Origin of the sequence: Streptomyces sp. NPDC020983 (assembly GCF_044333485.1) — a bacterium.
In the GTDB taxonomy this organism is placed as follows: Bacteria; Actinomycetota; Actinomycetes; order Streptomycetales; family Streptomycetaceae; genus Actinacidiphila.
In genome coordinates this window covers 520,366-546,873 of the sequence record NZ_JBIRRA010000005.1, presented here as the reverse complement: position 1 = coordinate 546,873, position 26,508 = coordinate 520,366, and the positions used below count along the sequence as shown (strand labels likewise).

Sequence of the window (26,508 nt, the reverse complement as noted above, 5' to 3'; positions counted from 1 at the left end):
TGTCGGTCCCGTTTCCTACGCTCGGGCCATGACCACCGCACTGCTCGCCGCCCTGGCCGGGCTCGGCACCGGCCTGTCGCTCATCGTGGCGATCGGCGCACAGAACGCGTTCGTGCTCCGGCAGGGGATACGCCGCCAGCACGTCGCCGCGGTGGTGGCGATCTGCGCGCTGTCCGACGCCGTCCTGATCTCGGCGGGCATCGGCGGCGTCGGATCGGTGCTGCGCGCCTGGCCGTCGGCCGTCACCGTGATCGGCTGGCTCGGCGGCGCCTTCCTCGTCTCCTACGGGGTGCTCGCCGCCCGCCGTGCGATGCGCCCGCAGGCGGCACTGACGGCGGCGGACGGCAGCGGCGGCTCACTGCGCACCGCGGTCCTCACGTGCCTGGCCATGACCTGGCTGAACCCGCACGTCTACCTCGACACGCTGCTGCTGCTCGGCTCGGTCGCCAACGGCTACGGCCACTCGCGCTGGGGCTTCGGGGCGGGCGCGGTGACCGGCAGCGTGGTGTGGTTCACCGGGCTCGGCTTCGGCGCGCGGCTGCTGGAGCGGCCGTTCTCCCGGCCCGGCTCCTGGCGGGCGCTGGACGCGGCCATAGCGTGCACGATGGTGACCCTCGGCGTGCTGATGGCGGCGCGGGCCTGACCCGTGCCCCCCGGCGCCGGGGTCAGGAGCACTCCGGACGCCGCTCGCCGGTCCGCGCGATCGGCCGGAAGCCGATGACGGCGGCGTCGTCGCGCCGGTCGGCGGCGGAGGCCAGCAGCCGGGCGCACAGCGCGGTCAGCGACAGCCCCTCGGCGCGCGACCGGACCGCGTCCTCGGCCAGCGCCGCCATCCCCTCGCTGATGTCGGTGCCCGGCACCTCGATCAGGCCGTCGGTGTAGAGCAGCAGCGTGTCCCCCTCGGCCAGCTCCTGGTGCCATGTCCTGCGCGCCATCGACGGCGCCACGCACAGCGGCAGGTCGGGTCCCTCCCCCTCCAGGAAGCGCGGCGGGCCGTCGGCCGGGAGGAGCAGCGGCGGCGGGTGCCCGGCGTTGGACCAGGCCGCGCGCCAGCCGCCGGCCGCGCACGGCACGAGGTGCGTGTGCACTGCGGTGACCAGCGGCGCGATGCCCAGGCCCTCCACGACCCGGTCGAGCCGGGCCAGGCTCCCGGCGGGGGTGCCGGGGTGCGCCTGGTCGTAGGCGATGACCCGCAGCATGCTGCGCAGCTGGCTCATCGAGGTGGCGGCGTCCAGGTCGTGCCCGGCGATGTCGCCGATGGTGAGGGTGACCGAGCCGTCCGGCAGCAGCAGGGAGTCGTACCAGTCGCCGCCGATCTCCGCGGTGGTGCTCGCGGGCTGGTAGTGCGCGGCCAGTTCGGCGCCCGGCACGCGCGGTGTGGGCGTCAGCAGCGAGCGCTGGAGGGTCAGCGCGGTGTGCCGGGTGCGCTGGAGCTCCATGGCCTGCCGCAGCGGGTCGCGCACCTCGTGCAGCACCTCGCCGAGCAGCTGGAGGTCGGCGGGGCCGGGCGGCGGGCTGTCGGCGCAGCCGACCGCCGCGGCGAAGGCGGCGACGGCCGCCTCGATCACGATCGGCACGAGGGCGACGCTGGTGGCCCGCGCCTCGCGCAGCCACTGCGCCGACATCTCCGCCAGCGCCCCGGCCGGCGGTTCGCCCGCGGGGAAGGTCAGCAGCCGCGGGCGGCGGCTCTCCACGACCTGCCGGGCGACCGGCCCGAGCGGCCGCGGCTCGCCGCCCAGCGGCGGCATCGCGGGCAGCCCGTCCCGCGCGGTGGCCGCCACCCGCGAGGCGGACGGTCCGCCGCCCGGCGCGTCCTGGCCCATGCCGTGACCGGGCAGCAGGAAGACGGTGCAGGCGTCGGCCAGCTCCGGCACCACCGCGGCCGTGACGGCGGCGAAGGCCTGCGGCACGTCGGCGGCGGCGGTCACCGTCGCCACCCGGGCCAGCAGCCGCTCGCGCAGCCGGTTGCGCCACTGGTCCTCCACGTCCGCGGTGGTGCCGATCCACTCGACGGCCACGTTGCCGCGCACGATCGGCACCGCGCGCGACTGGACGTGCCGGTAGGCGCCGGAGGCGGTGCGCATCCGGAAGGTGCACACGAACATCGACGGCGGGTCGGCGGCGGCCTGCCGCCAGGTGTGCACCAGCCGGTTGCGGTCGTGCGGGTGCACGGTGGCAAGCCACTCCTGGTCGATCACCGGGCGCCACGGCACACCGGTGAACTCCTCGAAGCCGCCGACCAGCTCGCTGATCTCGCCGGTGGGCTGCATCAGCCAGACGATCTGGCTGACCGCGGACATCAGTGCCTCGTAGCGCTGGAGCGCCTGGTGGCGCTGCTCGGAGAGCTTCTCGGCGCGCTCGGCCGCCGCGACCTGGGCGCTGGTGTCGATCGCCACCGCGAGGACGCCCCGGCCGTGCCGGGAGACCACCGGCGAGCAGCTGTAGACGAAGTGCTGGACACCGGGTGAGCCGGGGGCGCTGCCGTCCGTGGTGCGCGGTGAGGTGACCTGGCGGGCGGCGCGGTCGCGGTAGACCTCGTCGAGGATGTCCACGAAGCGCGCTGCCGCGGGTTCGCCGAAGGCCTCGCGGGCGGGGGCGCCGAGCGGGCGCGGGCCGAAGAGGGCACGGAAGGCGGCGTTGCAGTAGACGAGCCGGTGGTCGGGGCCCGCCGTGATGGCGACGGGCACGATGGCGCTGTCGAACACCTCCGGTTCGAGTTCGGGCGCGCCCGTGTCCCCGCTGCGGCTCATCCCCCGATCATCCCCCGGAGCGGGCCGCGCGGCGCGTCGAAGCACGCGGGGGCGCGGGGGCGCGCCCCCGCCCGGGGGGCGGCCGGCGAAGGCCGCGGGCGGAGCGCGCGCGGGCGGCCCGGGGGGAGCACTCCCCCGCCCGGCGGCGCCGGCGGGCGGGCACGTGCGCTCACGCCGAGGCGCGGACGACCAGCCGGGTCGGGGTGATGATCGGCGAGGCGGCGGCGCCGTCCGGGCTGTCCTGGAGCTCCAGGGCGCGCAGCAGCAGCTGGGCCATCAGGCGGCCCATCTCCTCGATGTCCTGCCGGACGGTGGTCAGCGGCGGGTCGGTCCACTCGGCGACCGAGACCATGTCGTCGAAGCCGACGACCGCGACGTCCTGCGGCACCCGCAGCCCGCGCGCCCGCAGCACCCGCAGCGCACCCGAGGCCATGACGTCGGAGGCGGCGAAGACGCCGTCGAGGTCCGGCGAGCGCTCCAGCAGCTGCTCCATCGCGCGGGCACCGCCCTCGGGCGTGAAGTCGCCCTCGGCGACCGGCGCGGCCGCGCCCTCGGGGGCGACGTCGCGGAAGCCGTCGAGGCGGTCGACGGAGGCGGGCTGGTCGAGCGGCCCGGCTATGTGCCCGACACGCCGCCGGCCGATCGCCAGCAGCCGCCGTACCGCTTCCCGCGCGCCGCCGCGGTTGTCGCAGTCGACGAAGAGGGTGCGGCGCCGCGCGTCGGGGTCGGGCCAGGTGGGGCGGCCGCCGATCACGGTGGGCACGCCCGCCTTGCGGGCCAGCGCGGGCAGCGAGTCGTCGGCGTGCAGCGAGAAGATCAGCGCGCCGTCCACGTGCCCGCCGGTCAGGTACCGGCCGACGCGCTCGCGGTCGGCGGCGCCGCCGGTGAGCAGCAGCAGCAACTGGTTGTCGTGGGCGGACAGCTCGCGGCTGATGCCGCGCACCTGCTGGGCGAAGAACGGGTCGGTGAAGAACCGCGACTCCGGCTCGGCGACCACCACCGCGATGGCGCCGTTGCGCCGGGTCACCAGGGTGCGGGCGGCCTGGTTGGGCACGTAGCCGAGTTCCTCGACCGCGGCGCGGACGCGCTCCGCGAGCGGGCTGCGCACCCCCGCTCCCCCGTTGACCACCCGGGAGACCGTGGCCCGCGACACCCCGGCGACGGCCGCGACGGCTTCCAGCGTGGGTCGGGCGGCGGGGGGCTCGGACAACGGGAGGTCTCCTTCGCGCGGAGGGCGGGACTGCGGGGAAAGCTGCGGGCGGTGGCGGTGGCGGTGGGAGGGGGACGTGCGCAGGCCCGGCACGCGCGAGCGCTGGGGCCGGCGGCCGGGCAGGGCCACAGCGTATCGGGTCGTGACCCCCCGTGAGAGCGCTCTCCCCGGAGTCGCCCCGGGGGCGGCGCATGACCTCCCCCGGACCGGGCAGCCGCCCGGAGAGGAACACCGCCCGGGCGCGAGCGCTCCCGGCCGGTCACCACCGGGCCCGGACCGGTCCCGGTGGGCGCACGCACAGCCAGGACAGCGGGGGAGCAAGGGACCTATCCATGACGCACATCCCCAGCCTCGAGCTCAACAACGGCACCTCGATCCCGCAGCTCGGCTTCGGGGTCTTCCAGATACCGCCCGACGACACCCGGCAGGCGGTGCTCACCGCCCTGGAGAGCGGGTACCGGCACATCGACACCGCGCAGATGTACGGCAACGAGAAGGAGGTGGGCGACGCCGTCCGGGAGTCCGGACTGGCACGCGGCGACGTCTTCGTCACCAGCAAGCTCAACAACGGCCACCACGCCCGCGACGCCGCCCTGACCGCCTTCGACCGCTCCCTGGACGACCTGGGCCTCGACTACCTCGACCTCTTCCTGATCCACTGGCCGCTGCCGGGCGTCGGCGACTTCACCGAGACCTGGCACGCGCTGGAGGAGATCTACGCCTCGGGCCGCGCCAAGGCCGTCGGGGTGTCCAACTTCCAGCCGCACCACCTGGAGCGGCTGGCCCAGAGCTCCTCCACCGTCCCGGCGGTCAACCAGATCGAGGTCCACCCCTACCTGGCCCAGGACGACGTCCGCCGCTACAACGCCGCCCACGGCATCGCGACCGAGGCCTGGTCGCCCATCGCCCAGGGCAAGGTGCTCGGCGACCCGGTGATCACGGCCGTGGCCGAGCGGCTGGACCGCACCCCCGCCCAGGTGACCCTGCGCTGGCACATCCAGCGCGGCGACATCGTCTTCCCCAAGTCGGTGACGCCGGCCCGGGTGGCGGAGAACGCCCAGGTCTTCGACTTCGAGCTGACCCCGGACGACATGGCGGCGATCACCGCGCTGGACCGCGGCGAGCGCACCGGGCCGGACCCGGACCACTTCAACTGGGTGCCGGAGGACTGACGGTCCGCACCGGCGGGCGCGCTCAGGCTCCGGCGGGCGCCGGCCCGCCGGAGCCGCGCACCACGAAGCGGGTCAGCAGCACGACCGAGCGCGGCGCGGAGCGGTCCCCGGCGATACGCGAGAAGAGCAGGTTGGCCGCGGTGCCGCCGAGGGCCACCGGGTCCTGGCTGACGACGGTCAGCGGCGGGGTCAGCCGCTCGGCGAGCGGCAGGTCGTCGAAGCCGACCAGGGCGAGCGGCGCCGGGTGGCCGAGGGCGTCGAGGACCCCGAGGGTGATCACGTCGTTGCTGGTGAAGACGGCGGTGGGCGGGTCGGGCAGGGTGCGCAGCGCGGCGAGCGCGGCGCGGGCCTGCGGCTGCGAGCGCAGCTCGTGCCGGACGAGGGCCGGGTCCTCGGGTATGCCGTGGGCGGCGAGCGCGTCGCGGTAGCCGGCGTGCCGCTCGGCCTGGGTCCAGATGTCGTAGCGGTCGCCGAGGTAGGCGACACGGGTGTGGCCGTGGCCGAGCAGGTGGGTGACGGCCCGCCCGGCTGCGGCCCGGTTGTCGACGGTGACGGTGTCGACGGCGAGCCCCCTGGCGGGCCGGTCGACGCACACCACCTGGGTCCCGCTGTCCATCGGGCGCTTGAGGAAGGCGTGGCTGCCGCTCGTGGGGACGAGTATCAGGCCGTCCACCCGGCGGGCGGTGAAGGCGGCGATCACCTCGCGCTCGCGCTGCGGCTCATCGTTCGTGCTGCCCACCAGGACGACGTGGCCGCGGCGGTGCGCCTCGTCCTCGACCGAACGCGCCATCAGGGCGTAGAAGGGGTTGGCGAGGTCGTCGACGACCAGGCCGATGGTGGAGGTGCCGAGGTTCTTCTGGCGCAGGCTGCGCGCGTTGTCGTCGCGCTGGTAGCCGAGCCTGCGCACCGCCTGGCCGACGCGGGCGGCGGTCTCGGGGGCGACACCGGGCGCGCCGGACACCACCCGGGAGACCGTCATGGGGCTCACCCCGGCCGCGCGGGCGACGTCCTTCATCGTCGGGCGGTTCACGGGCCTCCTCGTCGCTGTGCCGGCCGGCTGGTGCGTCGATGATGGCAGGGCGCCCGCCGTCCGCCGTGACCGGTCCCGTCCGGCGGCCCGCACTGCCGCGGCCGGGCCCCGGGGCCGGGGGCGGGCGCGAGGCCCTGGAAGACGGTCTCGGCGCCGTGCCGGCGGGCGTCCAGCGGGCTCCCCCGCCGCACGGGGCGGCCCTCGACGAGGATCTCGCCGCTGTCCGTGACGGGAGCACCGGACAGCACCTTGACCAGGCTGCTCCTGCCGGCGCCGCTGTCGCCGATCAGGCGACGGCCGCCGGGGCAGGCGGTGAAGTCGGCGTCGCCGAGCGCGGTGACGTGACCGAACCTCGTGGTCGGCAGGCGTGCTTCCAGGAGCGGTTCCGCCATCGGCGGTTTCCCCGGCGCCGTGTCGCACGGTGCTTGGTAACGTTCTCAGGCGTGCCGGGGATTCTGCGATCGTGATCACGGCATGTCAAGGGACCGCGTGCGCACCGGGATTCGGCCGCCACCGCGGTGCGGCCGATACCGATCCCCCCGTCCCCGCCAGGTATTGACATGAACTCAGCAAAATCGGAAGATGCACTCCGCCTTGGTAACGTTCACATCCGCGGTGTCCCCGCCGCCCCGCCCGCCGCGGCCGCGGGCCGCACCGCGGCCGGACGTCCCGCTCGTCCTGAGCCCCCCAGTGCCCGAGAGGCGACCGGACCGTGCGTCATCCACGGCCGGCCGCCGCCACGAGAAGGTGGTCCCCCGTGCTCCCTCCCGTGTTCCGCAGCAGAACAGCGGGCGCCGCCGGCGCCCTGTTACTCGCCGTCCTCGGCATCGGCGGCCTCGCCGCCGCACCGGCCGCCCGGGCGGCGACCGACTACACCGGCTACGTCGACCCGTTCGTGGGCACCGACGACAGCAACGCCCCCAACCCGGTCGGCGGCGGCGCCGGCGGCAGCACCTATCCCGGCGCGGTCGCGCCCTTCGGCGGCGTGCAGTTCAGCCCCGACACCCCCACCGCCTCACCCTCCGGCTACCGCTGGTCCGACACCTCCGTGGAGGACTTCAGCCTCACCCACTTCGACGGAGCGGGCTGCCCCAACAACGAGGACCTGCCGCTGATGCCGTTCACCGGCTCGGTCGGCACCTCCCCCGGCAGCAACTGGACCGGCTACGCGTCGGCGTACACCAAGTCCGACGAGTCGGCCTCGCCCGGCTACTACAGGAACCGCCTCGCCAGGTACGCCACCGGTGTCGAGCTGACCGCCACCACCCGCACCGGCATGGCCCGGCTGACGTATCCCCCGACGACCAGCGCCGGCCTGCTGGTCAACACCAGCCGCAGCGCCACCGGCAACCGCAGCGGCTCGGTGCGGATCAGCGGCTCCGAGCTGACCGGCAGCGTCACCGCGGGCGGCTTCTGCGGCTCGTCGAAGACCTACCAGATCTACTTCGACATCCGCTTCGACCGTGCCCCCAGCGGCTACGGCACCTGGAACGGCGGCACGGTCTCGGCCGGTTCGGCGTCCACGTCCGGAACCGGCACCGGCGCGTACGTCACCTTCGACACCACCGGCAGCCAGACCGTGCAGGCCAAGATCGGCCTGAGCTACGTCAGCGTGGCGGGCGCCCAGGCGAACCTCACGGCCGAGAACAGCGGCTGGAACTTCGACGCCACGCGCAGCGCCACCTCGGCGGCGTGGAACGCGATGCTCGGCCGCGCGCAGGTCGGCGGCGGCTCCGCGGAGAACCTCAGGAAGTTCTACACGGCGCTCTACCACGTCTTCCAGAGCCCCAACATCTCCAGCGACGTGAACGGCGACTACCGCGGCTTCGACGGCGCGGTGCACAACTCCTCCCGTCCCGTCTACCAGAACTACTCCGGCTGGGACATCTACCGCTCGTGGGCCGCGCTGGTCGCGCTGATCGCCCCGTCCGAGGCCTCCGACATCGCCAACTCGATGGTGCTGGACGGCCAGCAGGGCGGCCTGCTGCCCAAGTGGTCGCAGGCGACCAACGAGGACTTCGTGATGACCGGCGACCCCGGCCCGATCGTGGTCAGCAGCCTGTACGCGTTCGGCGCCCGCGTCTTCGACACCTCGGCCGCGCTGTCGCTGATGGAGAAGGCGTCCAGCGGCGGCACCACGCAGGGCTCGCCGATCCGCGGCAACCAGGGCCCGTACACCAGCCAGCACTACCTGACCGCACCGTCGGACTCACTGGAGTACAGCGCCTCGGACTTCGCGGTCGCGCAGTTCGCCAGGGCGATGGGCGACACCTCCGGCTACTCCACCCACATGGCGCGCGCCCAGTGGTGGCGCAACACCTTCGGCCCGGACTCCGGCTACGTCCAGCCGCGCAACTCCGACGGCAGCTGGCCCTGGCCGCTGCAGCCGGCCGCCCAGTCGAACTTCACCGAGGGCAACGCGGCGCAGTACACCTGGATGGTGCCGTACGACTACGCCGACCTGATCAACACGATGGGCGGCCCGGCGACCGCCGTGCAGCGCCTGGACCACCACTTCACGCAGGTCAACGCGGGCCAGAGCCTGCCGTACTACTACATCGGCAACGAGCCCGAGCACGGCGTGCCCTGGGCGTACGACTTCGCGCGCGACCCGGCGGGCGCGGCGGACGCGGTGCGCAAGGTCATGACCGAGTCCTTCACGACCGGGGCGGGCGGCCTGCCCGGCAACGACGACCTGGGCGCCACCTCGGCGTGGTACGTCTGGGCGGCGCTCGGGATGTACCCGGTGACGCCGGGCGCGGACACCCTGGCCGTCAACGGCCCGCAGTTCCCCTCCGTGGTCCTCAAGCGGGCCGCGGGCGACATCACCGTCACCTCCTCGGGCAGCGGCGGCTACGTCCAGGGCCTGAAGGTCGACGGCACGGCCACCACGCACAGCTGGCTGCGCTACCCGGACGTCTCCGGCGGTGCGACGCTCGACTACACGATGGGCGGCTCCCCCAGCGCGACCTGGGGAACCGGCGCCGGTGACGTACCGCCCTCCTTCCAGGACGGCGCGACCCCGGTCCCGGCGGCCCCGGACACCGGCCCCGACCTGGCCCTGGGCAGGACGGCCACCGGCTCGGCCCCGTGCACGAGCGCGGAGTCGGCGGACAAGGCGGTCGACGGCTCGCTCGGGACCAACAGCAAGTGGTGCTCCAAGGACGCCGCCCCGACGCTGACCGTGGACCTCGGCTCAACCCGGACCGTCGCCTCCTTCGCCGTCGAGCACGCCGGCCTCGGCGGTGAGAACACCGCGTGGAACACCTCCGCCTTCCAGATCCTCACCAGCACCGACAACAGCACCTGGTCGCTCGCGGCGAACGTCACCGGCTCGCGCGCGAGCCGCACCTTCCACGCGATCGCCCCGCGGCAGGCCCGCTACGTCCGGCTGGCGGTCTCGGCGCCCACCAACACCGGCGGCGACACGGCGGCCCGCATCGACGAGTTCCAGGTCTTCGGGACGTCCGGCGGCACCGCGGTCCCGCACGCCGTCACCGGCCTGGGCGGCAAGTGCGTGGACGTCGCGAACTCCGGCACGGCCAACGGCACCCGCGTCCAGCTCTACGACTGCAACGGCACCGACGCGCAGTCCTGGACGGTGGGCACCGACGGCACGGTCCGGGCGCTCGGCAAGTGCCTGGACGACGCGGGCAGCGGCACCGCGGACGGCACCCTGGTGCAGCTGTGGGAGTGCAACGGCAGCAACGCCCAGAAATGGACGGCCGACGGCACGCAGCTGGTGAACGCCGCCGCGGGCAAGTGCCTCGACGTCCCCGGCTCCAGCACCGCCAACGGCACGCAGCTGGACGTGTGGACGTGCAACGGCGGCGCCAACCAGCAGTGGTCGCTGGGCTGACCGCCCGCCGAGGGGTGGGGGCGCGGCGGCGCCCTCACCCCACCCGCTGCCCCTTGCCGAGTGCGATGACCCCGCCCGCGGACACCGTGTACAGCTCGCGGTCGCGGTCGGGGTTCACTCCGATCACCGCGCCCGGCGGCACGTCGACGTTCTTGTCCAGCACCGCCCCGCGCACGATCGCGCCGCGGCCGACCCGGACGGCGTCGTGCAGCACCGACCCCTGCACCACCGCGCCCGCGTCCACCACGACGCCGGGCGACAGCACCGACCGGGTGACCTGCCCGCGGATGACGCAGCCGGGGCTGATCACCGACTCCCCCACGATGCCGCCGGCCGCGATCTTCGCCGGGGCCAGCTGGCCGGGGTGGGTGTAGATCGGCCACTTGCGGTTGTCCAGGTTGAAGGCGGGCTGGTCGGAGATGAGGTCCATGTGGGCGTCGTAGTAGGCGTCCAGGGTGCCGACGTCGCGCCAGTAGCCGTGGTCGCGGGCGGTCTCGCCCGGCACGTGGTTGGTGTCGAAGTCGTAGACCTGCGCCACCCCCTCCGCGGTCAGCCGGGGCAGGATGCTGCCGCCCATGTCGTGCACGGACTGGGGGTCCTCGGCGTCGGCGTGCAGCGCGTCGACGAGCGTCTTGGTGGTGAAGAGGTAGTTGCCCATCGAGGCGAAGACCCGGTCCGGGTCGCCGGGCAGGCCGGGCGGGTCGGCGGGCTTCTCCAGGAAGCGCTCCACCGTGATCCCGTCCGCGGCCGGCGTGATGACCCCGAAGGACGGGGCGTCGGCGCGCGGCACCCGGATGCCGGCGACGGTGACGCCGGCGCCGTGCTCCAGGTGCTGGGCGAGCATCTGCCGCGGGTCCATCCGGTACACGTGGTCGGCGCCGAAGACGGCGATGTGGTCGGGCTGCTCGTCGTGCACCAGGTTGAGCGACTGCAGGATGGCGTCGGCACTGCCCAGGTACCAGCGCGGGCCGAGCCGCTGCTGCGCGGGCACCGGGGTGACGTAGTTGCCCAGCAGGCTGGACATCCGCCAGGTGGTGGTCACGTGGCGGTCCAGCGAGTGCGACTTGTACTGCGTCAGCACGCAGATCCGCATGACCTCGCCGTTGACGAGGTTGGACAGCACGAAGTCCACCAGCCGGTACGTGCCGCCGAAGGTCACCGCCGGCTTGGCGCGGTCGGCGGTCAGCGGCATCAGCCGCTTCCCGGCGCCGCCCGCCAGCACTATGCCGAGCACCGAAGGTCCACCGCGCATCGCGTCCCCCTTGTGGGTCGTCTTCCGCCCTGTCGCGTCGCCGGCGGCTACGCGGCGGCCAGCACTTGCTCGTACAGCTCCGCGGTACGGCGGGCGACGGTGTCCCAGCCGAACTCCCCGGCGGCGCGCTCACGTCCGGCCGCGCCGAGCGCGGCGGCCCGCGCCGGGTCGGCGGTCAGCTCGCCGAGCGCTGCCGCGAGGCCTGCCTCGAACTCCTCCGGCCGCTGCTCGTCGTAGGGCACCAGCAGCCCGGTGACGCCGTGCGTGACGACCTCGGGGATACCGCCGACCGCCGAGGCGACCACCGCGGTGCCGCACGCCATCGCCTCCAGGTTGACGATGCCGAGCGGCTCGTACACCGACGGGCACGCGAAGACCGTGGCATGGCTGAGCAGCTGCACGACCGCGGGGCGCGGCAGCATCGCCGGGATCCAGTGCACCCCGTCGCGCACCGCGTTCAGCTCGTCGAACAGCGCGCGGAACTCCCGGTCCAGCGCGGGCGTGTCCGGCGAGCCGGCGCACAGCACGAGCTGCACCGCCGGGTCCAGCGCCCGTGCGGCGCGCAGCAGGTGGGGTACGCCCTTCTGCCGGGTGATGCGGCCGACGAAGAGCACGTACGGCCGCGCCGGGTCGATGCCGATGCGGCGCAGGACGTCGGTGCGCTCGTCGGGGCGGTAGGCACCGGTGTCGATGCCGTTGCGGATGACGTGGACGCGGTCCGGGTCGAGCGCGGGGTAGCAGGACAGGATGTCGCGGCGCATCCCGTCGGACACGGCGACCACCGCGTCCGCGGACTCCATCGCGGTCCGCTCCGCCCAGCTGGACAGGGCGTAGCCGCCCCCGAGCTGCTCGGCCTTCCAGGGCCGCAGCGGTTCCAGCGAGTGGGCGGTGAGGACGTGCGGCACCCCGTGCAGCAGCTTGCCGAGGTGCCCGGCGAGCCCCGCGTACCAGGTGTGCGAGTGCAGCAGGTCGCGGCCCTGGAGTCCGGCGGCCATGGCGAGGTCGACCCCGAAGGTGCGCAGCGCGTCGTTGGCGCCGTCCAGGGACGCCGGGGCGCGGTGCCTGACCACGCCGGCGTCCCGGTCGCCTTCCACCGCATCGCCCCAGCAGTGCACCTCGACGTCGGCCAGCGCGCGCAACTGCCTGGCCAGGAACTCCACGTGCACCCCGGCACCGCCGTAGACGTCCGGCGGATACTCCCGGGTCAGCAGCCCGATCTTCACCGGTGTCCTCCCGCTCCCGCACTCCTCGGCCGCGGGCCGCGCTGCGCGACCCCTTCCGTCCCCTGTCCCTTCCCCGTTCCGCGCCCGGTTACCGCGCCGGGGCGCCGCGGTGTGCACGGCGGCGGCGGGTGCGGGTTTCGGCCACGCCTTCACGGCCCGTCCGCGGCCCCGCATGTGAACCGGTTCGCAAAGTGTGCCGCCGCGGGGCGCCAGATGATGGGGTGTCAGGTCATGGCAGCGACCTGTGAGCCGTACGGTTCGACCGTCCGTGCGCGCCGGTCGCTGTGCGCGACCGGCGCGGCGCCGGGCCCAAGCACACAACGCCCGCACGCACGCGCAGTTCGGCGGATCAGGTCCGCACCGGGGCCCGCCGGATTGACGCTTTATGGACGGCTGCAATCCCCGGAGCACGGGCACACGTAGGAGAGACAGGACGTGACGACCGACACCACACCGACCGCACCACTACCGCTGCGCGCCGGCAGCCGGTTGGCACTCGCTCTGGCGAGGGAAGAGATGATGCAGGAATACCACCGGTGGGAGACCGACCCGGCGACCGTCGTCGGTTTCGGTGCCCGCTGGCCGGTCTCCTGGGAGGTCTTCCAGGCGCGCTTCCACTCCGCCCACACGTCGGCTCATTACCAGCTCTTCGAGGTCCTCCACACGCGGAGCGCGACACCGGTCGGCACGGCCGCGCTCAGCGTCGACCAGTCCGTCAACAACGCAGAATTCATCCTGGTGATCGCCCCGGAGCAGCGCGGCCGGGGATATGCGGCCGAGGCCACCTCCCTGACCCTGGAGTGGGCGTTCGCCATCGCGTCGCTGAACTCGGTGTGGCTCCAGGTGCCCGCACCCCACACCCCCGCGGTGAACGCCTACGTGAAGGCGGGATTCCGGGCCGCCGGGCGGCTGCGCAACGCCGCCCTGTGGCACGGCAGGCGGGTCGACAAGCTGCTGTACGACTGTGTGCCCGACGACCTCGCAGAGAAGAGGTGACCACCTTGTCCTGCCCCGACGTGAACTGCCGCAAGGGCGGCTGCACGACCGACCCGGGCCGCGGCCGGCCCGCCGGCACCGGCGGCGCCGAGCGCTGACCCGCGGGCCGCCCCGCGGCTGCGGCCGCACGGATCCGACGTCCATGACTTTTCCGGCATTTCCGACAAGCTCGACAAGAAGTACTGTTCGGACTGTTCCGAACTTCCTTCCATGTCGGCACAATCGGGGCGTCCGGGCCCTCCGGCGGCTTCCCGCCCCCGGACGCGTCCGGCCGCCCCGTCCCGGCCATCCCGGCCTCAACCGGTTAAGCAGGGACTTCTGTACCGGCCGATCAGGACGTACGGTGTGGGGGATCGACCCGCCGCCCAGCCAGAAGGACGTCCCATGGCCCTGTTCGACCTGCCGCTCGACCAGCTCCGCGAACGGCGCAGCAGCTCCGTGGAGCCCGCGGACTTCGACCAGTTCTGGGCCGACACCCTCGGCCAGGCGCGGCAGCACGACCTGGCCGCCGTCTTCGAGCCGGTGCAGACGGGACTGACCACCGTCGACACCTACGACGTGACCTTCGCGGGCTTCGGCGGCCACCCGGTCAAGGGCTGGTTCACGCTGCCCGCGGGCACCACTGGGCCGCTGCCGGTGATCGTGGAGTTCATCGGCTACGGCGGCGGGCGCGGCCTCGCGCACAGCCACCTGCTGTGGGCCTCCGCCGGCTACGCGCACTTCGTGATGGACACCCGCGGCCAGGGCGGCACATGGTCGGCCGGCGACACCGACGACCCGGTCGGCAGCGCCCCCGCCACGCCCGGCTTCCTGACCCGCGGCATCGAGGACCCCTACGACTTCTACTACCGCCGGGTCTTCACCGACGCGGTGCGCGCCGTCGAGGCCGCCCGCTCGCACCCGCTGGCCGACGCCTCCCGTACCGTCGCGGCCGGGGGCAGCCAGGGCGGCGGCATCACCGCGGCGGTCGGCGGCCTGGTGCCGGACCTCGCGGCGATCATGCCCGACGTGCCCTTCCTGTGCGACTTCCCGCGCGCGATCACCGTCACCGACGAACTGCCCTACCGCGAGGTCGGCCGCTACCTGTCCGTGCACCGCGGCCGCCGCGCCAAGGTGCTGGAGACGCTGGCGTACTTCGACGGCGTGCACTTCGCCGCCCGCGGCCGCGCGCCCGCCCTCTTCTCCACCGCGCTGGAGGACGAGGTCTGCCCGCCCTCCACCGTCTTCGCGGCCTTCAACGCCTATGCGGGCGAGGACAAGCAGATCGAGATCTACGACTTCAACGGCCACGAGGGCGGCGGCGCCGTCCAGCAGGCCGTGCAACTGCGCTGGCTCCCGGAACGCTTGGCCGGCCCCGAGCCGAAGTAGCGGCCGAAAAAAGATGCATGGTCCTCCGTTTCCGGGGCAGGCGCCACGCATCAGTCGTACGAATGGGGCGATGACGTGACCGCACAGCTCGAGCAGACCGCAATCACCGACGGGACGGCAGCGGCGAACATGCCGCAGCAGGACGCACGGTGGCCGCAGGGATCCCAGGCGGCCACCGGCGGACTGCCGTTCGTGGACGATCCTTCGTCGATGGCCCCGCAGGACGCGCGGGCCCTGTCGAAGCTGTTCTTCGACCGCCTGCAGGAGATGGAGGAGGGCACGCCGGAGTACGCGTACGCGCGCAACACCCTGATCGAGATGAACCTCTCGCTGGTGTACTTCGCCGCCGCGCGCTACCGGAACCGCCCGGCCACCGACCACGAGGAGATCGTCCAGGTCGGCACGATCGGCCTGATCAAGGCCATCGACCGCTTCGACCTCTCCCGGGAGACGGAGTTCACCACTTTCGCGGTGCCCTACATCGTCGGGGAGATGAAGCGCTTCTTCCGCGACACCAGCTGGGCGGTGCACGTACCGCGCCGGCTCCAGGAGCTGCGGGTGGAGCTGAGCAAGGCCAAGGAGACGCTGGCGCTGCGGCTGGACCGCGACCCGACCGTCGGCGAGCTGGCCGAGCACCTGAACCTGTCGGAACAGGAGGTCATCGAGGGCCTGGTCGCCGCCAACGGCTACACCGCCGGCTCCATCGACACCCCTTACACCGACGGCGACAACTCGTCCGACGGCGAGGGCCGCACCCTCGGTGAGACGTTCGGCGAGTGCGATCCGGCGCTCGACCTCTTCGAGGACTTCCACGCGCTCGCCCCGCTCATCGAGCAGCTGCCGGAACGCAGCAGGCTGCTGCTGCAGCTGCGCTTCGGCGAGGAGCTGACCCAGGCGGAGATCGGCGAGCGGCTGGGATGCTCGCAGATGCACGTCTCACGCCTGCTGAGCCGCACCATCGCCCGGCTGCGGGCCGGGCTGCTCGTCCAGGACTGACCCCGCTCCCCCGGTTCGGCCGCCGGCCGCCGGTCCGCGTCTCCCACGCGGCCGGCGGCCGGAGCCGTTCCGGGCGCGTCACGCGCCCCCGGCGGCCGGAGCCGTACCGGACGGCGAGGTCTGCGACAGCGGGGTGGCGATGTCCTCCAGCGACCGGCGCTCGGCCTTGACCGCGAGGAAGGCCGCGACCAGACCGGCGGCGCACATCAGCGAGGCGCCGATGACGAAGGCGGTGACGGTGTCGGAGACCACACCCGACTTCGTCAGGTCGGCGAAGACCAGCGGGCCGCTGATGCCGCCCGCCGCGGTGCCGATCGCGTAGAAGAAGGCGATGGCCATCGCCCGGGTCTCCATCGGGAAGATCTCGGAGACCGTCAGGTAGGCGCTGCTCGCGCCCGCCGAGGCGAAGAACAGCACCGCGCACCAGCACGCCGTCATCGACGTGGCGTCCAGGGAACCGCGGTGGAAGAGCCACGCGGTGCCGAACAGCAGCAGGCCGGACAGCAGGTACGTCGACGAGATCATGACGCGCCGCCCGACGGTGTCGAAGAGGTGGCCGAGCAGCAGCGGGCCGAGGAAGTTGCCCGCCGCGATCACCGCGAAGTAGTAGCCGGTGCTGCCGGTCGACACACCGAAGAAGGTGGTCAGGATGTTGCCGAAGCCGAAGGTGATGGCGTTGTACAGGAACGCCTGGCCGACGAAGAGCGACAGGCTCAGCACCGCGCGCCGCGGATAGCGGGTGAAGACGGTTCTGGCGATGATGCCGAAGCCGATGCTCGCCCGCTGGTGGATGGTGATGCGGCCGGCCGGCTCCGGCAGCTTCTCGTGCTTCTCCTCCTCGACCTGCTGCTCGACGCCGCTGACCAGTTCCTTGGCCTCGTCGCCGTGGCCGTGGATGAACTGCCAGCGCGGGCTCTCCGGCACGTGGCGGCGCACCAGCATGATCACCAGGCCGAGGACGACGCCGAGCGCGAAGGTGAGCCGCCAGCCGACGTTCTCGGGGAAGATGCTCGTGTTGAGCATGACGATGGACAGCAGCGAGCCGCCGATCGCGCCCAGCCAGTAGCTTCCGTTGATGATCAGGTCGACCCGGCCGCGGAAGCGGGACGGGATCAGCTCGTCGATCGCCGAGTTGATCGCGGCGTACTCACCGCCGATACCGAAGCCGGTCAGGAAGCGGAAGGTGAAGAACCACCAGGGCTGGAAGGACAGCGCGGTCATCGCGGTGGCGCCCAGGTACACCGCGAGCGTCACCATGAAGAGCTTCTTGCGGCCGTAGCGGTCGGTCAGCCAGCCGAAGAACAGCGCGCCCGCACACGCCCCGGCGACGTACAGCGCAGCCGCCACACCCGTGATCTGGGACGCCGTCACCGACAGGCCGCTGCCGGGCTCGGCGATGCGGCCCGCGATGTTGCCGACGGTCGTGACCTCCAGACCGTCCAGGATCCAGACCGTGCCGAGCCCGATCACGATCATCCAGTGCCAGCGCGACCACGGCAGCCGGTCGAGCCGCGCGGGCACGTCCGTGGTGACCGTGTCGCCGGAACCCCCTCTCCCGCCGTCGTCCGCCTTCCCCGGCGCCGGTCCGCGCGCCTCGCCGGGCGCCGCTCCGTCCGCAGGTCCGGCCGCTGATCCGGGCATGAAGATCACCTCCGCCTCGCAGTTTCACACCGGGCGGCGGTCCCCGCGCAGCCGCCACGCCCGGCGGGGCCGCCCCGTGGGGGTGACCCTCCGCCGGTCGGCGTGGTGGTTGCACCGGCGCCGCCCTGGTGGGTACGTCTGTCCCGTACACCGCCCGCCACGCCAGGAGGCCCGCCCGCCGTGCACCCGCTGCTCCGCGAAGCCCGCGACACGCTCCTCCCGCGGTCCGCAGGCCCGCACGGCCCGCTGCCGCCGCTGCTGCTCGCGCTCACCGTGGTGACGGGACTGGTGGACGCCTTCAGCTACCTCGTCCTCGGCCACGTCTTCGTGGCGAACATGACCGGCAACGTCGTCTTCCTGGGCTTCGCGCTCGCCGGTGCGAGCGGCTTCTCTCTCACCGCCTCGCTGCAGGCGCTCGCGGCCTTCGCCGCCGGGGCGGTGCTCGGCGGCCGGCTCGCCCGCGCGCTGCCCGCCCACCGCGGGCGGCTGCTGCTGGCCGTCTGCGCCGCCCAGACCGCCCTGGTGCTGGCCGCCTGGGCGGTCGCGGCCGCCGCCGGCCTGCCCGCGCGCGGCGGTGGCCGGGCGGCGCTGATCGTGCTGCTGGGCCTGGCGATGGGCGGCCAGAACGCGGTGGTACGGCGGCTGGCCGTACCGGACCTGACGACCACCGTCCTGACGATGACGATCACCGGCATGGCCGCGGACGGCCGCCTCGCGGGCGGCCCGGACGCGAAGGCGGGCAGCCGGCTGCTGTCGGCGGCGGCGATGTTCGCCGGCGCCCTGGCCGGCGCCGCCCTCGTCGGGCACGCGGGCCCGTCTCTGCCCCTCCCGGTGGCCGCCGCCGTCCTGGCCGCGGTCGGCGCCGCCCTCCTCCCCTCCCGGCACAGCGCCGCCGGCTGGACGGGCGCCTGACCGGCCGCCGGGCACGCGCCCGCGCCGGGCCGGCCGCCGTGGCCGCCGGCGAAAAAAATCCGGCCGGATCCGGCGCGGGATGTACATCCGCGGGTGTGCCGATCGTCGTGAGGGTGACCGGGCAGTATGGGCCCGGGAGCGGACCGGGACACCGGAGACGAGGAGACGTGCTGTGAAGTACCTGCTGCTGATCTGCCAGGAGACCGACGAGGGCTTCCCGGGGGCCACCCCCGAGGAGCTGGACGCCGAACCGTGGGTCGCGGAGATGACCCGGCGCGGGGTGCGCCTGGACGGGAGCCGGACCCGGCCCTCGCAGGACGCCACGACCGTGCGGGTCAGGAACGGCTCCCGGCTCGTGACCGACGGGCCCTACGCCGAGACCAAGGAGCAGATGGCGGGCTTCGACGTCATCGAGTGCGCCGATCTCGACGAGGCCATCGAGGTCGCGGCCGCGCACCCGGTGGCGAAGTTCGGCATGGTCGAGGTCCGGCCGTTCTGGACGGACTGAGGACCCCGTGCGGGACGCCGTGAAGGAGGCCGTCGCCGGCGCCTGGTCCCTGGAGTGGGGCCGGGTCGTGGCGGCGGTGATCCGGCAGACAGGCGACTGGGATCTCGCGGAGGAGTGCGCACAGGACGCGTTCGAGCGCGCGCTCGAACGCTGGCCGCGCGACGGGGTGCCGCGCAGCCCCGGGGCCTGGCTCACCACCACCGCCCGCAACCGGGCGCTCGACCGGCTGCGCCGGGCCGCCAACGAGAGCGTCAAGCTGCGCGAGGCGGCCCGGCTGGAACCCGCGCCGCCGGAGGGCGGGTTCGCCGCGCCGGACGACCCGCTCGCCGACGACGGACTGCCGGACGACCGGCTGCGGCTCGTCTTCACCTGCTGCCACCCCGCGCTGCCGCTGCCCGCGCAGGTCGCGCTCACCCTGCGCACCCTGACCGGGCTCGGCACCGCGGAGATCGCCCGCGCGTTCCTCGTGCCGGAGGGCACGATGGCGCAGCGGCTGACCCGCGCCAAGAACAAGATCAGGAACGCCGGGATCCCCTTCCGAGTGCCCCCGCCGGAGCTGCTGCCGGAGCGCACCGAGGCCGTGCTCGCCATCCTCTACCTGCTCTTCAACGCCGGTTACGCGCCCGGGGCCGCGGGCCCCGACCAGCAGCGGGTCACCGCGGAGGCGATCCGCCTGGCCCGGCTGCTGCACGGGCTGCTGCCCGGCGAGCCGGAGGCCGCGGGGCTGCTGGCACTGATGCTGCTGCACGACGCGCGGGCCGCCGCCCGGATCGACGCCGCCGGGGACCTGGTGCCGCTGGAGGAGCAGGACCGCTCGCGCTGGGACCGGCGGCGCGCCGCCGAGGGCACGGCGGTGCTGGAGGCCGCGCTCGCCCGGCGGCGGCCCGGCCCGTACCAGGTGCAGGCGGCGATCGCCGCGTGCCACGCGGAGGCGGCCAGGCCGCAGGACACCGACTGGGCGCAGATCGCCGGGCTGTACGGGGAGCTGGCCCGGATGGCGCCGGGGCCCGTGGTCGAGCTGAACCGTGCGGTGGCCGTCGCCATGGCCGAGGGCCCGGCCGCGGGGCTCGCCCTCGCGGACGCCCTCGACGCGTCCGGCACGCTCGCCGGCTACCACCTGCTGCCCGCGACGCGCGCGGACCTGCTGCGCCGCCTGGACCGCCTCCCCGAGGCGGCCGCGGCCTACCGCACGGCGCTGGACCTCGCCCCGACGGAGGCCGAACGCCGCTTCCTGGCGCGCCGCCTGGCGGGCCTCGTGACGCCGGGTGGGCAGGCGTAGGAGCGCGGGGAGGCCCATGAGCGGCCCGGCCCGCGGCGGGGGCCGGGCGGACCCGGCACGGGGCGGCCGGTGCCGCTCCCCCGGCGGACCCCCTTCCCCGCGGCGGGCGGCCCGCCGCGGGGAAGGGGGTCAGGTCGTACGGGGAGGTCAGGTGCAGGCCACCCCGTTGAGCGCGAAGCCGGTGGGCGCCGCGTTGCTCGCCGAGTAGGTGGCGGTGAAGCCCGGGTCGACCGTGCCGCCCGCGGGCAGCGCGGCCGCCCAGGACGGGTTGGTCACCGTGACCTTCTTGCCGGACTGCGCGAAGGTGCCGCTCCAGCCGCTGCCGACCTGCTGGTCGCCGCCGAAGGTGAAGGTCAGCGTCCAGCCGTTGAGAGCGGCCGAGCCGGTGTTGGTGACCAGGACGTCCGCCTGGAAGCCGCCGGACCAGGAGTTGGTCACCTTGTAGACGGCCTTGCAGGCAGCGCCCGTGCCGCCCGGCGGGGTGCCGGTCGTGGTGGTGGTGACCGTCACCGCCGGCGAGGCGGCGGAGGTGTTCCCGCCGGTGTCGACCGCCTTGACCGTGAAGGTGTACGGCGTGCCCGGCGTCAGGCCGGTGGCGGTCCAGCTGGTCGCCGTGGTGGTGGTGAGCAGCGTGGACCCCGCGTAGACCTGGTAGCCGGCCAGCGGCAGGCTGCCGGGGGTGGCCGCGGCCCAGGTCAGGGTCACCGAGGAGTCGGCGACCGCGGAGGCGGTGGGCTTGCCGGGCGTGCCCGGCGGGGTGGTGGCCGGCGGGGTGCCGCCGTCACTGCTGGGGGCGCTCCCCCACACGGCGGTGGAGCCGTCGTAGAGCACCATGTCGTTCACGGTGACCGGCGTGGAGCCGGGCGTGGTGGAGACACCCTGGTAGGACCAGTCCTTCGTGGGGTCGTGGGCCCCGGGGAAGCTCAGCCGGAACTGCACCTCGCGGTGGAAGGCGGACTGCCCGGCGGGGGCGATGTCCTGGCCCTCGCAGCTGACGGTCACGTAGTAGACGCTGCCGGAGAACTGCGTGGGCCCGGTCGGCGCCGAGCACTGGTTGTAGGCCGAGGTCAGGGTGACCTGCGAGGGGCTGGTGCCGGCGTCGAGGGTGAAGTAGTAGCGGAAGCTGCCGTGCGTGAGGTGCCGGGCGGGCCAGCCGGACTTGTTGACCACCTGCACCTTCAGCTCGTAGAAGTTCGAGCCCGAGGCGTTGACCGCGGCCTGGAGGAACTCCTCGGGCCCGTCCGGGGTCTCCTTCGGCGGGAAGTTCGCCAGCGGGGTGCCGCCGTACTCGTCGGAGAGGGCGGCCAGCGCGCCGGAGAAGCCCGCGTTGTAGTCGAGCGCGCCTTCCGTCTCACCGTAGTTGGAGCGCTCGTCGGAGAAGCCGTCGTCCGCGGAGCCGGGGCCGCCGACCAGCAGGCCGTAGTCGAGGTGCCGGGTGTTCGCCGGTTCGGTCATGGACTGCGACCAGGAGCCGTGCGCGGCCCTGCTGTGCGGGTTCTGCGGCCACTTGGTGTTCTTGCCGGAGTTGGTGAAGCCGATCTCGTAGCTCTCCTTCAGCGGGTTGTCGCCGAGGACGTAGTCGATCTGCCGCACCCCGAAGTCGTGGTACGTCTGCGCCTTGGCCGCGTCCCGGCCCTGCGAGGTGAGCCAGTCGGAGAACTGGAGCGCGGTGAAGGCGGTGTTGGACGAGTAGCGCAGCGAGCCCCAGGTGTCGAGGAAGGCCTCGCCGCCCGGCGAGTAGCTGACCTTCTGGCCGTTGACACCGGTGGTCCACCAGTCGAGCCAGCGCTCGGCGTCGTCGATGTAGACCTGCTTGCCCGTGAGTTCGGCGAGCAGCACGTAGTCGCCGTAGGACTTGTCGTCCCAGGCGATCGTCCAGTTGTACTCCGGCGTGGTGGTCTGCTGCATCTTGGGCAGCTGCGCGTAGTACGTCTCCGCCTTCGTCAGGTACGTGCTGTCGCCGGTGGCCCGGTAGAGCCACAGCGCGCCCCAGACCAGCTCGTCCCAGTAGCCGCTCCAGGAGTTGTAGTAGCCCTGGGCGGCGGTGATGCACTTGTCGTACGCGCCGCGGTAGGTGTCGGCGAAGGTGTAGAGCTGCTTGGCGTTGGTCAGCAGCGTGGACGCGTAGGCGGCGTCGCTCTGCTTGAAGAGCATGGACGAGGACGCGAGCGCGGCCGCCGCCTCGCCGGCGAGGTCGGAGCCGGGGCAGGAGGCGTCGATCTTGTACGAGGGGCGGGGCGAGGGGTTGACCTCGGGCGGGCCCCAGAAGGAGTGGTCGCTGCTGCCGTCGCCCACCTGGCCGTAGAGGACGTTGGCCGAGGGGTGCGCCTTGAGCAGCCAGTCGTCGCCCCAGCGCAGGTTGCGCAGCAGGTAGGTGCCCTGGCCGCTCTTGGTGTAGCCGGAGGCCTCGTCGATGCCGCCCCAGCCGAGCATCGTCATCGAGAAGGCCATCGGGAAGCCGAACTTCACCTCGTCGCCGGCGTCGTGGTAGCCGCCGGTCAGGTCGAGGCCGGCGTCGGCGCCGTCGGTGAGGTCGGAGTCTCCGCGCCAGGTGACGCGGTTGTCCGCGGGCAGCTTGCCGGAGCGCTGCGACTCGTAGAAGAGCATCGAGTCCTGGAGCGCCTCGGCGTAGTTGTAGCTCCCGGCCGCGGCGGGCACGGCGGCCGGGGCGGCGGCGTGGGCCGCGGGGGCGCCTGCGGTGGCCGCCATGGTGAGCGGCAGCAGGGCCGCCGCGGCCGTGACCGCCGCAGTCCGGACGCGGCGGGCGGCGCTTCGTACGGAGAGGGGTTTGCCGGTTCTGCGGGGCACGCGGGTTCTGGGCACGCGTCCTCCTGGGAGGGCCATGGTCGTGGTGGGGGGAAACGCACCCGGGGGCGGGCGGCCGGCCGACCGGGAGTCGTCAGCCGCCCGCCCACCCATGGGAGCGCTCCCACATGCTGGCCCGGCCGCTCGCGCAGCGTCAAGGAGTGTGCGTACGGCGGCGCAGGGGATGCGGGAAGCGGAAGAGCGGGGCAGGATGATCAACTCACGAGGGTTTTCCTCCGCGCCGCCCGGGACGCCGGCCGTCCCGGGCGGCGCGGAGGAGCGGAAGAAGCAGCAGCCGCAGCCGTGTCCGGCCCCCGCCGGACGACGACCGATGAGGTGTGAGGTCCCGCCGTGCGCCAGCCGATGCCCAGCCCCGCCGCCCCGCGCGCCCGCCGCGCGCCCGTCACCCGCGGCGGGCACCGACCGCCGCGCCGTCCCGGGCTGCGCGGCACCGGGCTCGTCCTGAGCCTGATCGCCACCGCCACCACCGGGCTGACCGCGTGCGGTGACGGCTCCGGCTCGTCCGGAAGCGGTTCGACCACGACGGCGACCGGCTCCCCCACCACGTCGGTCACCGCGACGGGCACCCCGACCCCCACCACCACGCCGCCCACGGCCCCGACGACCACCGCGCCCCCGCCCGCCACCGCCACCGGCAAACCGGCGAGCTGCGTCGACAAGGCGGTCGCCGGAATGAGCCGCACCCAGCAGGTCGGCCAGCTCTTCATGACCGCCGTCACCAGCACCGGCATGACCTCCGCACAGTCCAGCGCGATCACCTCCGGCCGGGTCGGCTCGGTCTTCCTGATGGGGCACACCAACTCCGGCACGGCGGCGGTCAAACGCGTCACCGACCGGGTCCGCACACTCGCGCCCGCGGTCAAGGGCGCCAAGGTCGGCATGCTGATCTCCACCGACCAGGAGGGCGGCAGGGTCCAGGTCCTGAACGGCCCCGGCTTCAGCACCATCCCGTCGGCCGTCGAGCAGGGAAAGCTCCCGGCCGGCACCCTCCAGAAGGACGCCGAGAAGTGGGCGAAGGAGCTGAAGTCGGCCGGTGTCTCCATGAACCTCGCGCCCGTCGCCGACACGGTGCCGCCCGGCCTGACGACCGTCAACGCGCCCATCGGCAAACTCCAGCGCGAGTACGGCACCAACCCCTCGGCGGTCGCCACCCACAGCACCGCGTTCCTGCGCGGCACCCTGGACGCGGGCGTGCTTGCCAGCCCCAAGCACTTCCCCGGGCTGGGGCGGGTCACCGGCAACACCGACTTCACGCTCGGCGTCACCGACGACGTCACCACCCGCAACGACGCCTTCCTCCAGCCCTTCCGCAGCGCCGTCGCCGCGGGCGCGCCCTTCGTGATGGTGTCCTCGGCGATCTACTCCAGGATCGACCCCAGGAACCAGGCCGCCTTCTCCTCGGCGGTGATCCGCGGCGTGCTGCGCAACTCGCTGGGGTTCAAGGGCGCGGTCATCTCCGACGACCTCGGCCAGGCCACCGCCGTCAGCGACCGCACCCCGGCCGAGCGCGCGGTGGACTTCCTCAAGGCCGGCGGCAACCTGCTGCTGACCGTCCGCGCCTCCGACATCGCGCCGATGACCTCCGCGGTGCTCGCGCAGATGCCGAAGGACAAGGCGCTGAGCAACGCCGTCTCGGACAGCGTGCGGCGGGTGCTGGCGGCCAAGCAGAAGGCCGGCCTGCTCAGCTGCGGCTGAGCGGCGCGTCCCGGCCCGGGTGCTCCTCGGCGGCCGCGCGCAGCGCCGCCGCCGTGAAGGCCGCGGCCAGCCGGCCCGCCTCCCCCGCGGGACGGGCCAGCGCCACCTCGTCCGGGGGCAGGTCGGTGACCGGGCGGTAGACGACGTCGGGGCGGCGGTGGAGCAGCGCCGTGGAGCGCGGCAGGTACGTCAGCCCGCGGCCCGCCGCCACGTACTCCAGCTTCTCCTCGACCGTGCGCACCGCCGGGGGCTGCCGCGGGCCGGACGCCCCGGTGTTCGTGCACAGGTGCAGGATCTCGGTCTGCGCCGCGCACTGGGCGGCCGTCAGCTCCGTGCGGGCGGCCAGCGGGTGCCCGGCCGGGAGCGCCGCCATCCGCGGCTCGCCGTAGAGCGGGGTCAGGTCGAGACCGGGCTCGACGACCGGGAGGCGTACGTACGCCACGTCGACCCGTCCGTCGAGCACGGCGGCGGCCTGGTCGTCCCAGTCCACCCGGCGCACCTCCACCGCGACGTCCGGGTGCGCGGCGCCGAAGCCGCGTATCGCCCCGGTCACCCGGATGCCGCTGCGGAAGCCCACCACCAGCCGCCCGGCGGCGTGCGCGGCGCGGCCGGCGCGGCGGCGTGCGGCGGCGGCGGCGGCCAGCAGCGGCCGCGCGTCGCCGAGCAGCCGCTCGCCCGCTGCGGTGAGATGCACCCGGTGGCTGTCGCGGACGAACAGCTCGGCGCCCAGCTCCCGCTCCAGCGCCCGGATCTGCCGGCTGAGCGCCGGCTGCGCGATGAGCAGGTCCTCGGCGGCGCGCCCGAAGTGCAGCCGCTCGGCCACGGCCACGAAGTAGCGCACCTTGCGCAGGTCGAGATCCACGTCCCCCGCCTCTCCCCCGTCCGCGCTCCGGCCGCGGCGATGCCCCGAGGGTATCGCCGCGGCCGGAACGGGTCTTGGACCCGGCACGTCGGCCGCCCGCAGACTCGGACGCGTCCCGCAGAACGTCACGAGGAGAGCCCCCGTCATGCAGCAGCACGCAGCGCCCGCCGCCGTCACCACCGGGACCGTGCGGATCCCCGTCCCCGGGGCCGCGCGGCCGATGGCCGGGTACGCCGCCCGGCCCGCCGGGGAGGGGCCGTGGCCCGCGGTGGTCGTGGGCTTCGAGATGTTCGGGATCACGCCGTACGTGCGCCGCGTGGCCGACCGGCTCGCCGGCCTCGGCCTGCTCGCGGTCGTGCCCGACTTCTACCACCGCACCGCCCCGGGCCACAGCGGCACCGCGGACGCCGCGGGGCGGGCCCGCGGCCTGGAGCTCATCGCCCGCCTCACCCGGGAGGAGGTGGCCGACGACCTCACCGCGGTGCTCGCCCACCTGGAGCAGCGTGCGGACACCGCCGGGCGCCCGTCGATGGCCGGCTTCAGCCTCGGCGGCCACCTGGCGTGGTTCGCCGCGACACAGGTCCCCCTCACCGCCGTCGCCGCGGTCTACCCCGGGTGGCTCGGCACCCCCGGCACCGCGCTGAGCCGCCCGGAGGCGCTGCTCGACCTGACCCCGCGGATCGCCGCCGTGGGCGGCTGCCGCCTGCTCTACCTGGCCGGCGACGAGGACCACGTGGCCACGCCGGAGCAGACCGGACAGGTCCGCGAGCGCCTCGCCGCGGCGGGCGTGCCGCACGAGGTCGTGGTCTACCCCGGCGCCCCGCACGGCTTCCTCGCCGACGAGCGCGACACCTACCGCCCCGCGGCGGCCGAGGACGCCTGGCGCCGGCTGGCGGCCTTCCTGGCCCCGCGGTCCTGACGGCGGCCCG

General features: G+C 74.1%; 20 protein-coding genes. 11 read left to right on the top strand and 9 right to left on the bottom strand.

Features of this window, described 5'->3' with window-relative positions; translation table 11 throughout:
- Positions 1 to 28 precede the first annotated feature (28 nt).
- Complete coding sequence (locus ACH4SE_RS14030; protein ID WP_398543609.1) at positions 29 to 643, top strand: LysE/ArgO family amino acid transporter; 615 nt, start codon at positions 29 to 31, stop codon at positions 641 to 643.
- Positions 644 to 665: 22 nt separating this feature from the next.
- Here the strand turns inward: ACH4SE_RS14030 and ACH4SE_RS14025 are convergent, their stop codons facing one another.
- Both ACH4SE_RS14025 and ACH4SE_RS14020 read right to left on the bottom strand, forming a co-directional pair.
- Positions 666 to 2,750 (bottom strand): SpoIIE family protein phosphatase, encoded by a 2,085-nt coding sequence (locus ACH4SE_RS14025; protein WP_398543608.1) that lies wholly within the window; start codon positions 2,748 to 2,750, stop codon positions 666 to 668.
- Positions 2,751 to 2,919: 169 nt separating this feature from the next.
- Positions 2,920 to 3,960 (bottom strand): LacI family DNA-binding transcriptional regulator, encoded by a 1,041-nt coding sequence (locus ACH4SE_RS14020; RefSeq protein WP_398543607.1) that lies wholly within the window; start codon positions 3,958 to 3,960, stop codon positions 2,920 to 2,922.
- 332 nt (positions 3,961 to 4,292) lie between these two features.
- On the opposite strand from ACH4SE_RS14020, the gene ACH4SE_RS14015 reads away from it, so the two are divergent.
- The gene (locus tag ACH4SE_RS14015) at positions 4,293 to 5,132 is read left to right on the top strand and encodes an aldo/keto reductase (protein ID WP_398543606.1); all 840 of its coding nucleotides are present in this window, start codon (positions 4,293 to 4,295) and stop codon (positions 5,130 to 5,132) included.
- Positions 5,133 to 5,154: 22 nt separating this feature from the next.
- Here the strand turns inward: ACH4SE_RS14015 and ACH4SE_RS14010 are convergent, their stop codons facing one another.
- Both ACH4SE_RS14010 and ACH4SE_RS14005 read right to left on the bottom strand, forming a co-directional pair.
- Entirely contained in the window at positions 5,155 to 6,162 is a 1,008-nt protein-coding gene (locus ACH4SE_RS14010) for a LacI family DNA-binding transcriptional regulator (RefSeq protein ID WP_398543605.1), read from the bottom strand.
- On the bottom strand, positions 6,159 to 6,554 hold the full coding sequence (locus ACH4SE_RS14005) for an ATP-binding cassette domain-containing protein (RefSeq protein WP_398543604.1): 396 nt from the start codon (positions 6,552 to 6,554) through the stop codon (positions 6,159 to 6,161). The genes ACH4SE_RS14010 and ACH4SE_RS14005 overlap by 4 nt, the downstream gene beginning before the upstream one ends.
- A 365-nt stretch (positions 6,555 to 6,919) precedes the next feature.
- Between ACH4SE_RS14005 and ACH4SE_RS14000 the strand changes: the two genes are divergently transcribed.
- Positions 6,920 to 10,021, top strand: coding sequence for a GH92 family glycosyl hydrolase (locus ACH4SE_RS14000; protein WP_398543603.1), 3,102 nt, complete (start codon positions 6,920 to 6,922; stop codon positions 10,019 to 10,021).
- A 34-nt stretch (positions 10,022 to 10,055) separates the two neighbouring features.
- On the opposite strand, the gene glgC is transcribed toward ACH4SE_RS14000, so the two are convergent.
- Together glgC and glgA are read right to left on the bottom strand one after the other, a co-directional pair.
- Complete coding sequence (gene glgC / locus ACH4SE_RS13995) at positions 10,056 to 11,273, bottom strand: glucose-1-phosphate adenylyltransferase (RefSeq protein ID WP_398543602.1); 1,218 nt, start codon at positions 11,271 to 11,273, stop codon at positions 10,056 to 10,058.
- A 47-nt stretch (positions 11,274 to 11,320) separates the two neighbouring features.
- Complete coding sequence (gene glgA / locus ACH4SE_RS13990) at positions 11,321 to 12,490, bottom strand: glycogen synthase (RefSeq protein WP_398543675.1); 1,170 nt, start codon at positions 12,488 to 12,490, stop codon at positions 11,321 to 11,323.
- Between the two features lie 441 nt (positions 12,491 to 12,931).
- Here glgA and ACH4SE_RS13985 point away from each other — a divergent pair, with 441 nt between their 5' ends.
- The 3 genes from ACH4SE_RS13985 to ACH4SE_RS13975 all read left to right on the top strand — a co-directional run bounded on the left by ACH4SE_RS13985 (position 12,932) and on the right by ACH4SE_RS13975 (position 15,856).
- Positions 12,932 to 13,492 carry a GNAT family N-acetyltransferase gene (locus ACH4SE_RS13985; RefSeq protein WP_398543601.1) on the top strand — a complete coding sequence of 187 codons (561 nt, stop codon included), beginning with the start codon at positions 12,932 to 12,934 and terminating at the stop codon, positions 13,490 to 13,492.
- 384 nt (positions 13,493 to 13,876) lie between these two features.
- Positions 13,877 to 14,860, top strand: a complete 984-nt coding sequence (locus tag ACH4SE_RS13980) for an acetylxylan esterase (protein ID WP_398543600.1) — start codon at positions 13,877 to 13,879, stop codon at positions 14,858 to 14,860.
- Between the two features lie 129 nt (positions 14,861 to 14,989).
- Positions 14,990 to 15,856 (top strand): RNA polymerase sigma factor SigF, encoded by an 867-nt coding sequence (locus ACH4SE_RS13975; protein ID WP_398543674.1) that lies wholly within the window; start codon positions 14,990 to 14,992, stop codon positions 15,854 to 15,856.
- Between the two features lie 78 nt (positions 15,857 to 15,934).
- Here ACH4SE_RS13975 and ACH4SE_RS13970 read toward each other — a convergent pair whose 3' ends face one another.
- Positions 15,935 to 17,497 carry an MFS transporter gene (locus ACH4SE_RS13970; protein ID WP_398543599.1) on the bottom strand — a complete coding sequence of 521 codons (1,563 nt, stop codon included), beginning with the start codon at positions 17,495 to 17,497 and terminating at the stop codon, positions 15,935 to 15,937.
- Positions 17,498 to 17,677: 180 nt separating this feature from the next.
- On the opposite strand from ACH4SE_RS13970, the gene ACH4SE_RS13965 reads away from it, so the two are divergent.
- From ACH4SE_RS13965 to ACH4SE_RS13955, 3 genes are all read left to right on the top strand, one after another.
- On the top strand, positions 17,678 to 18,409 hold the full coding sequence (locus tag ACH4SE_RS13965; RefSeq protein ID WP_398543598.1) for a YoaK family protein: 732 nt from the start codon (positions 17,678 to 17,680) through the stop codon (positions 18,407 to 18,409).
- Positions 18,410 to 18,581: 172 nt separating this feature from the next.
- Positions 18,582 to 18,917 (top strand): YciI family protein, encoded by a 336-nt coding sequence (locus ACH4SE_RS13960; RefSeq protein WP_398543597.1) that lies wholly within the window; start codon positions 18,582 to 18,584, stop codon positions 18,915 to 18,917.
- A gap of 7 nt (positions 18,918 to 18,924) precedes the next feature.
- Entirely contained in the window at positions 18,925 to 20,196 is a 1,272-nt protein-coding gene (locus ACH4SE_RS13955; RefSeq protein ID WP_398543596.1) for an RNA polymerase sigma factor, read from the top strand.
- 147 nt (positions 20,197 to 20,343) lie between these two features.
- Here ACH4SE_RS13955 and ACH4SE_RS13950 read toward each other — a convergent pair whose 3' ends face one another.
- The gene (locus tag ACH4SE_RS13950; protein WP_398543595.1) at positions 20,344 to 23,019 is read right to left on the bottom strand and encodes a glycoside hydrolase family 9 protein; all 2,676 of its coding nucleotides are present in this window, start codon (positions 23,017 to 23,019) and stop codon (positions 20,344 to 20,346) included.
- Positions 23,020 to 23,352: 333 nt separating this feature from the next.
- Here ACH4SE_RS13950 and ACH4SE_RS13945 point away from each other — a divergent pair, with 333 nt between their 5' ends.
- Positions 23,353 to 24,717 carry a glycoside hydrolase family 3 N-terminal domain-containing protein gene (locus ACH4SE_RS13945; protein ID WP_398543594.1) on the top strand — a complete coding sequence of 455 codons (1,365 nt, stop codon included), beginning with the start codon at positions 23,353 to 23,355 and terminating at the stop codon, positions 24,715 to 24,717.
- Here ACH4SE_RS13945 and ACH4SE_RS13940 read toward each other — a convergent pair.
- Entirely contained in the window at positions 24,704 to 25,579 is an 876-nt protein-coding gene (locus ACH4SE_RS13940) for a LysR family transcriptional regulator (RefSeq protein WP_398543593.1), read from the bottom strand. The two genes, ACH4SE_RS13945 and ACH4SE_RS13940, sit on opposite strands and share 14 nt — an antisense overlap.
- A gap of 145 nt (positions 25,580 to 25,724) precedes the next feature.
- Between ACH4SE_RS13940 and ACH4SE_RS13935 the strand changes: the two genes are divergently transcribed.
- Positions 25,725 to 26,498 (top strand): dienelactone hydrolase family protein, encoded by a 774-nt coding sequence (locus tag ACH4SE_RS13935; protein WP_398543592.1) that lies wholly within the window; start codon positions 25,725 to 25,727, stop codon positions 26,496 to 26,498.
- The last annotated feature ends 10 nt before the right edge of the window (positions 26,499 to 26,508 follow it).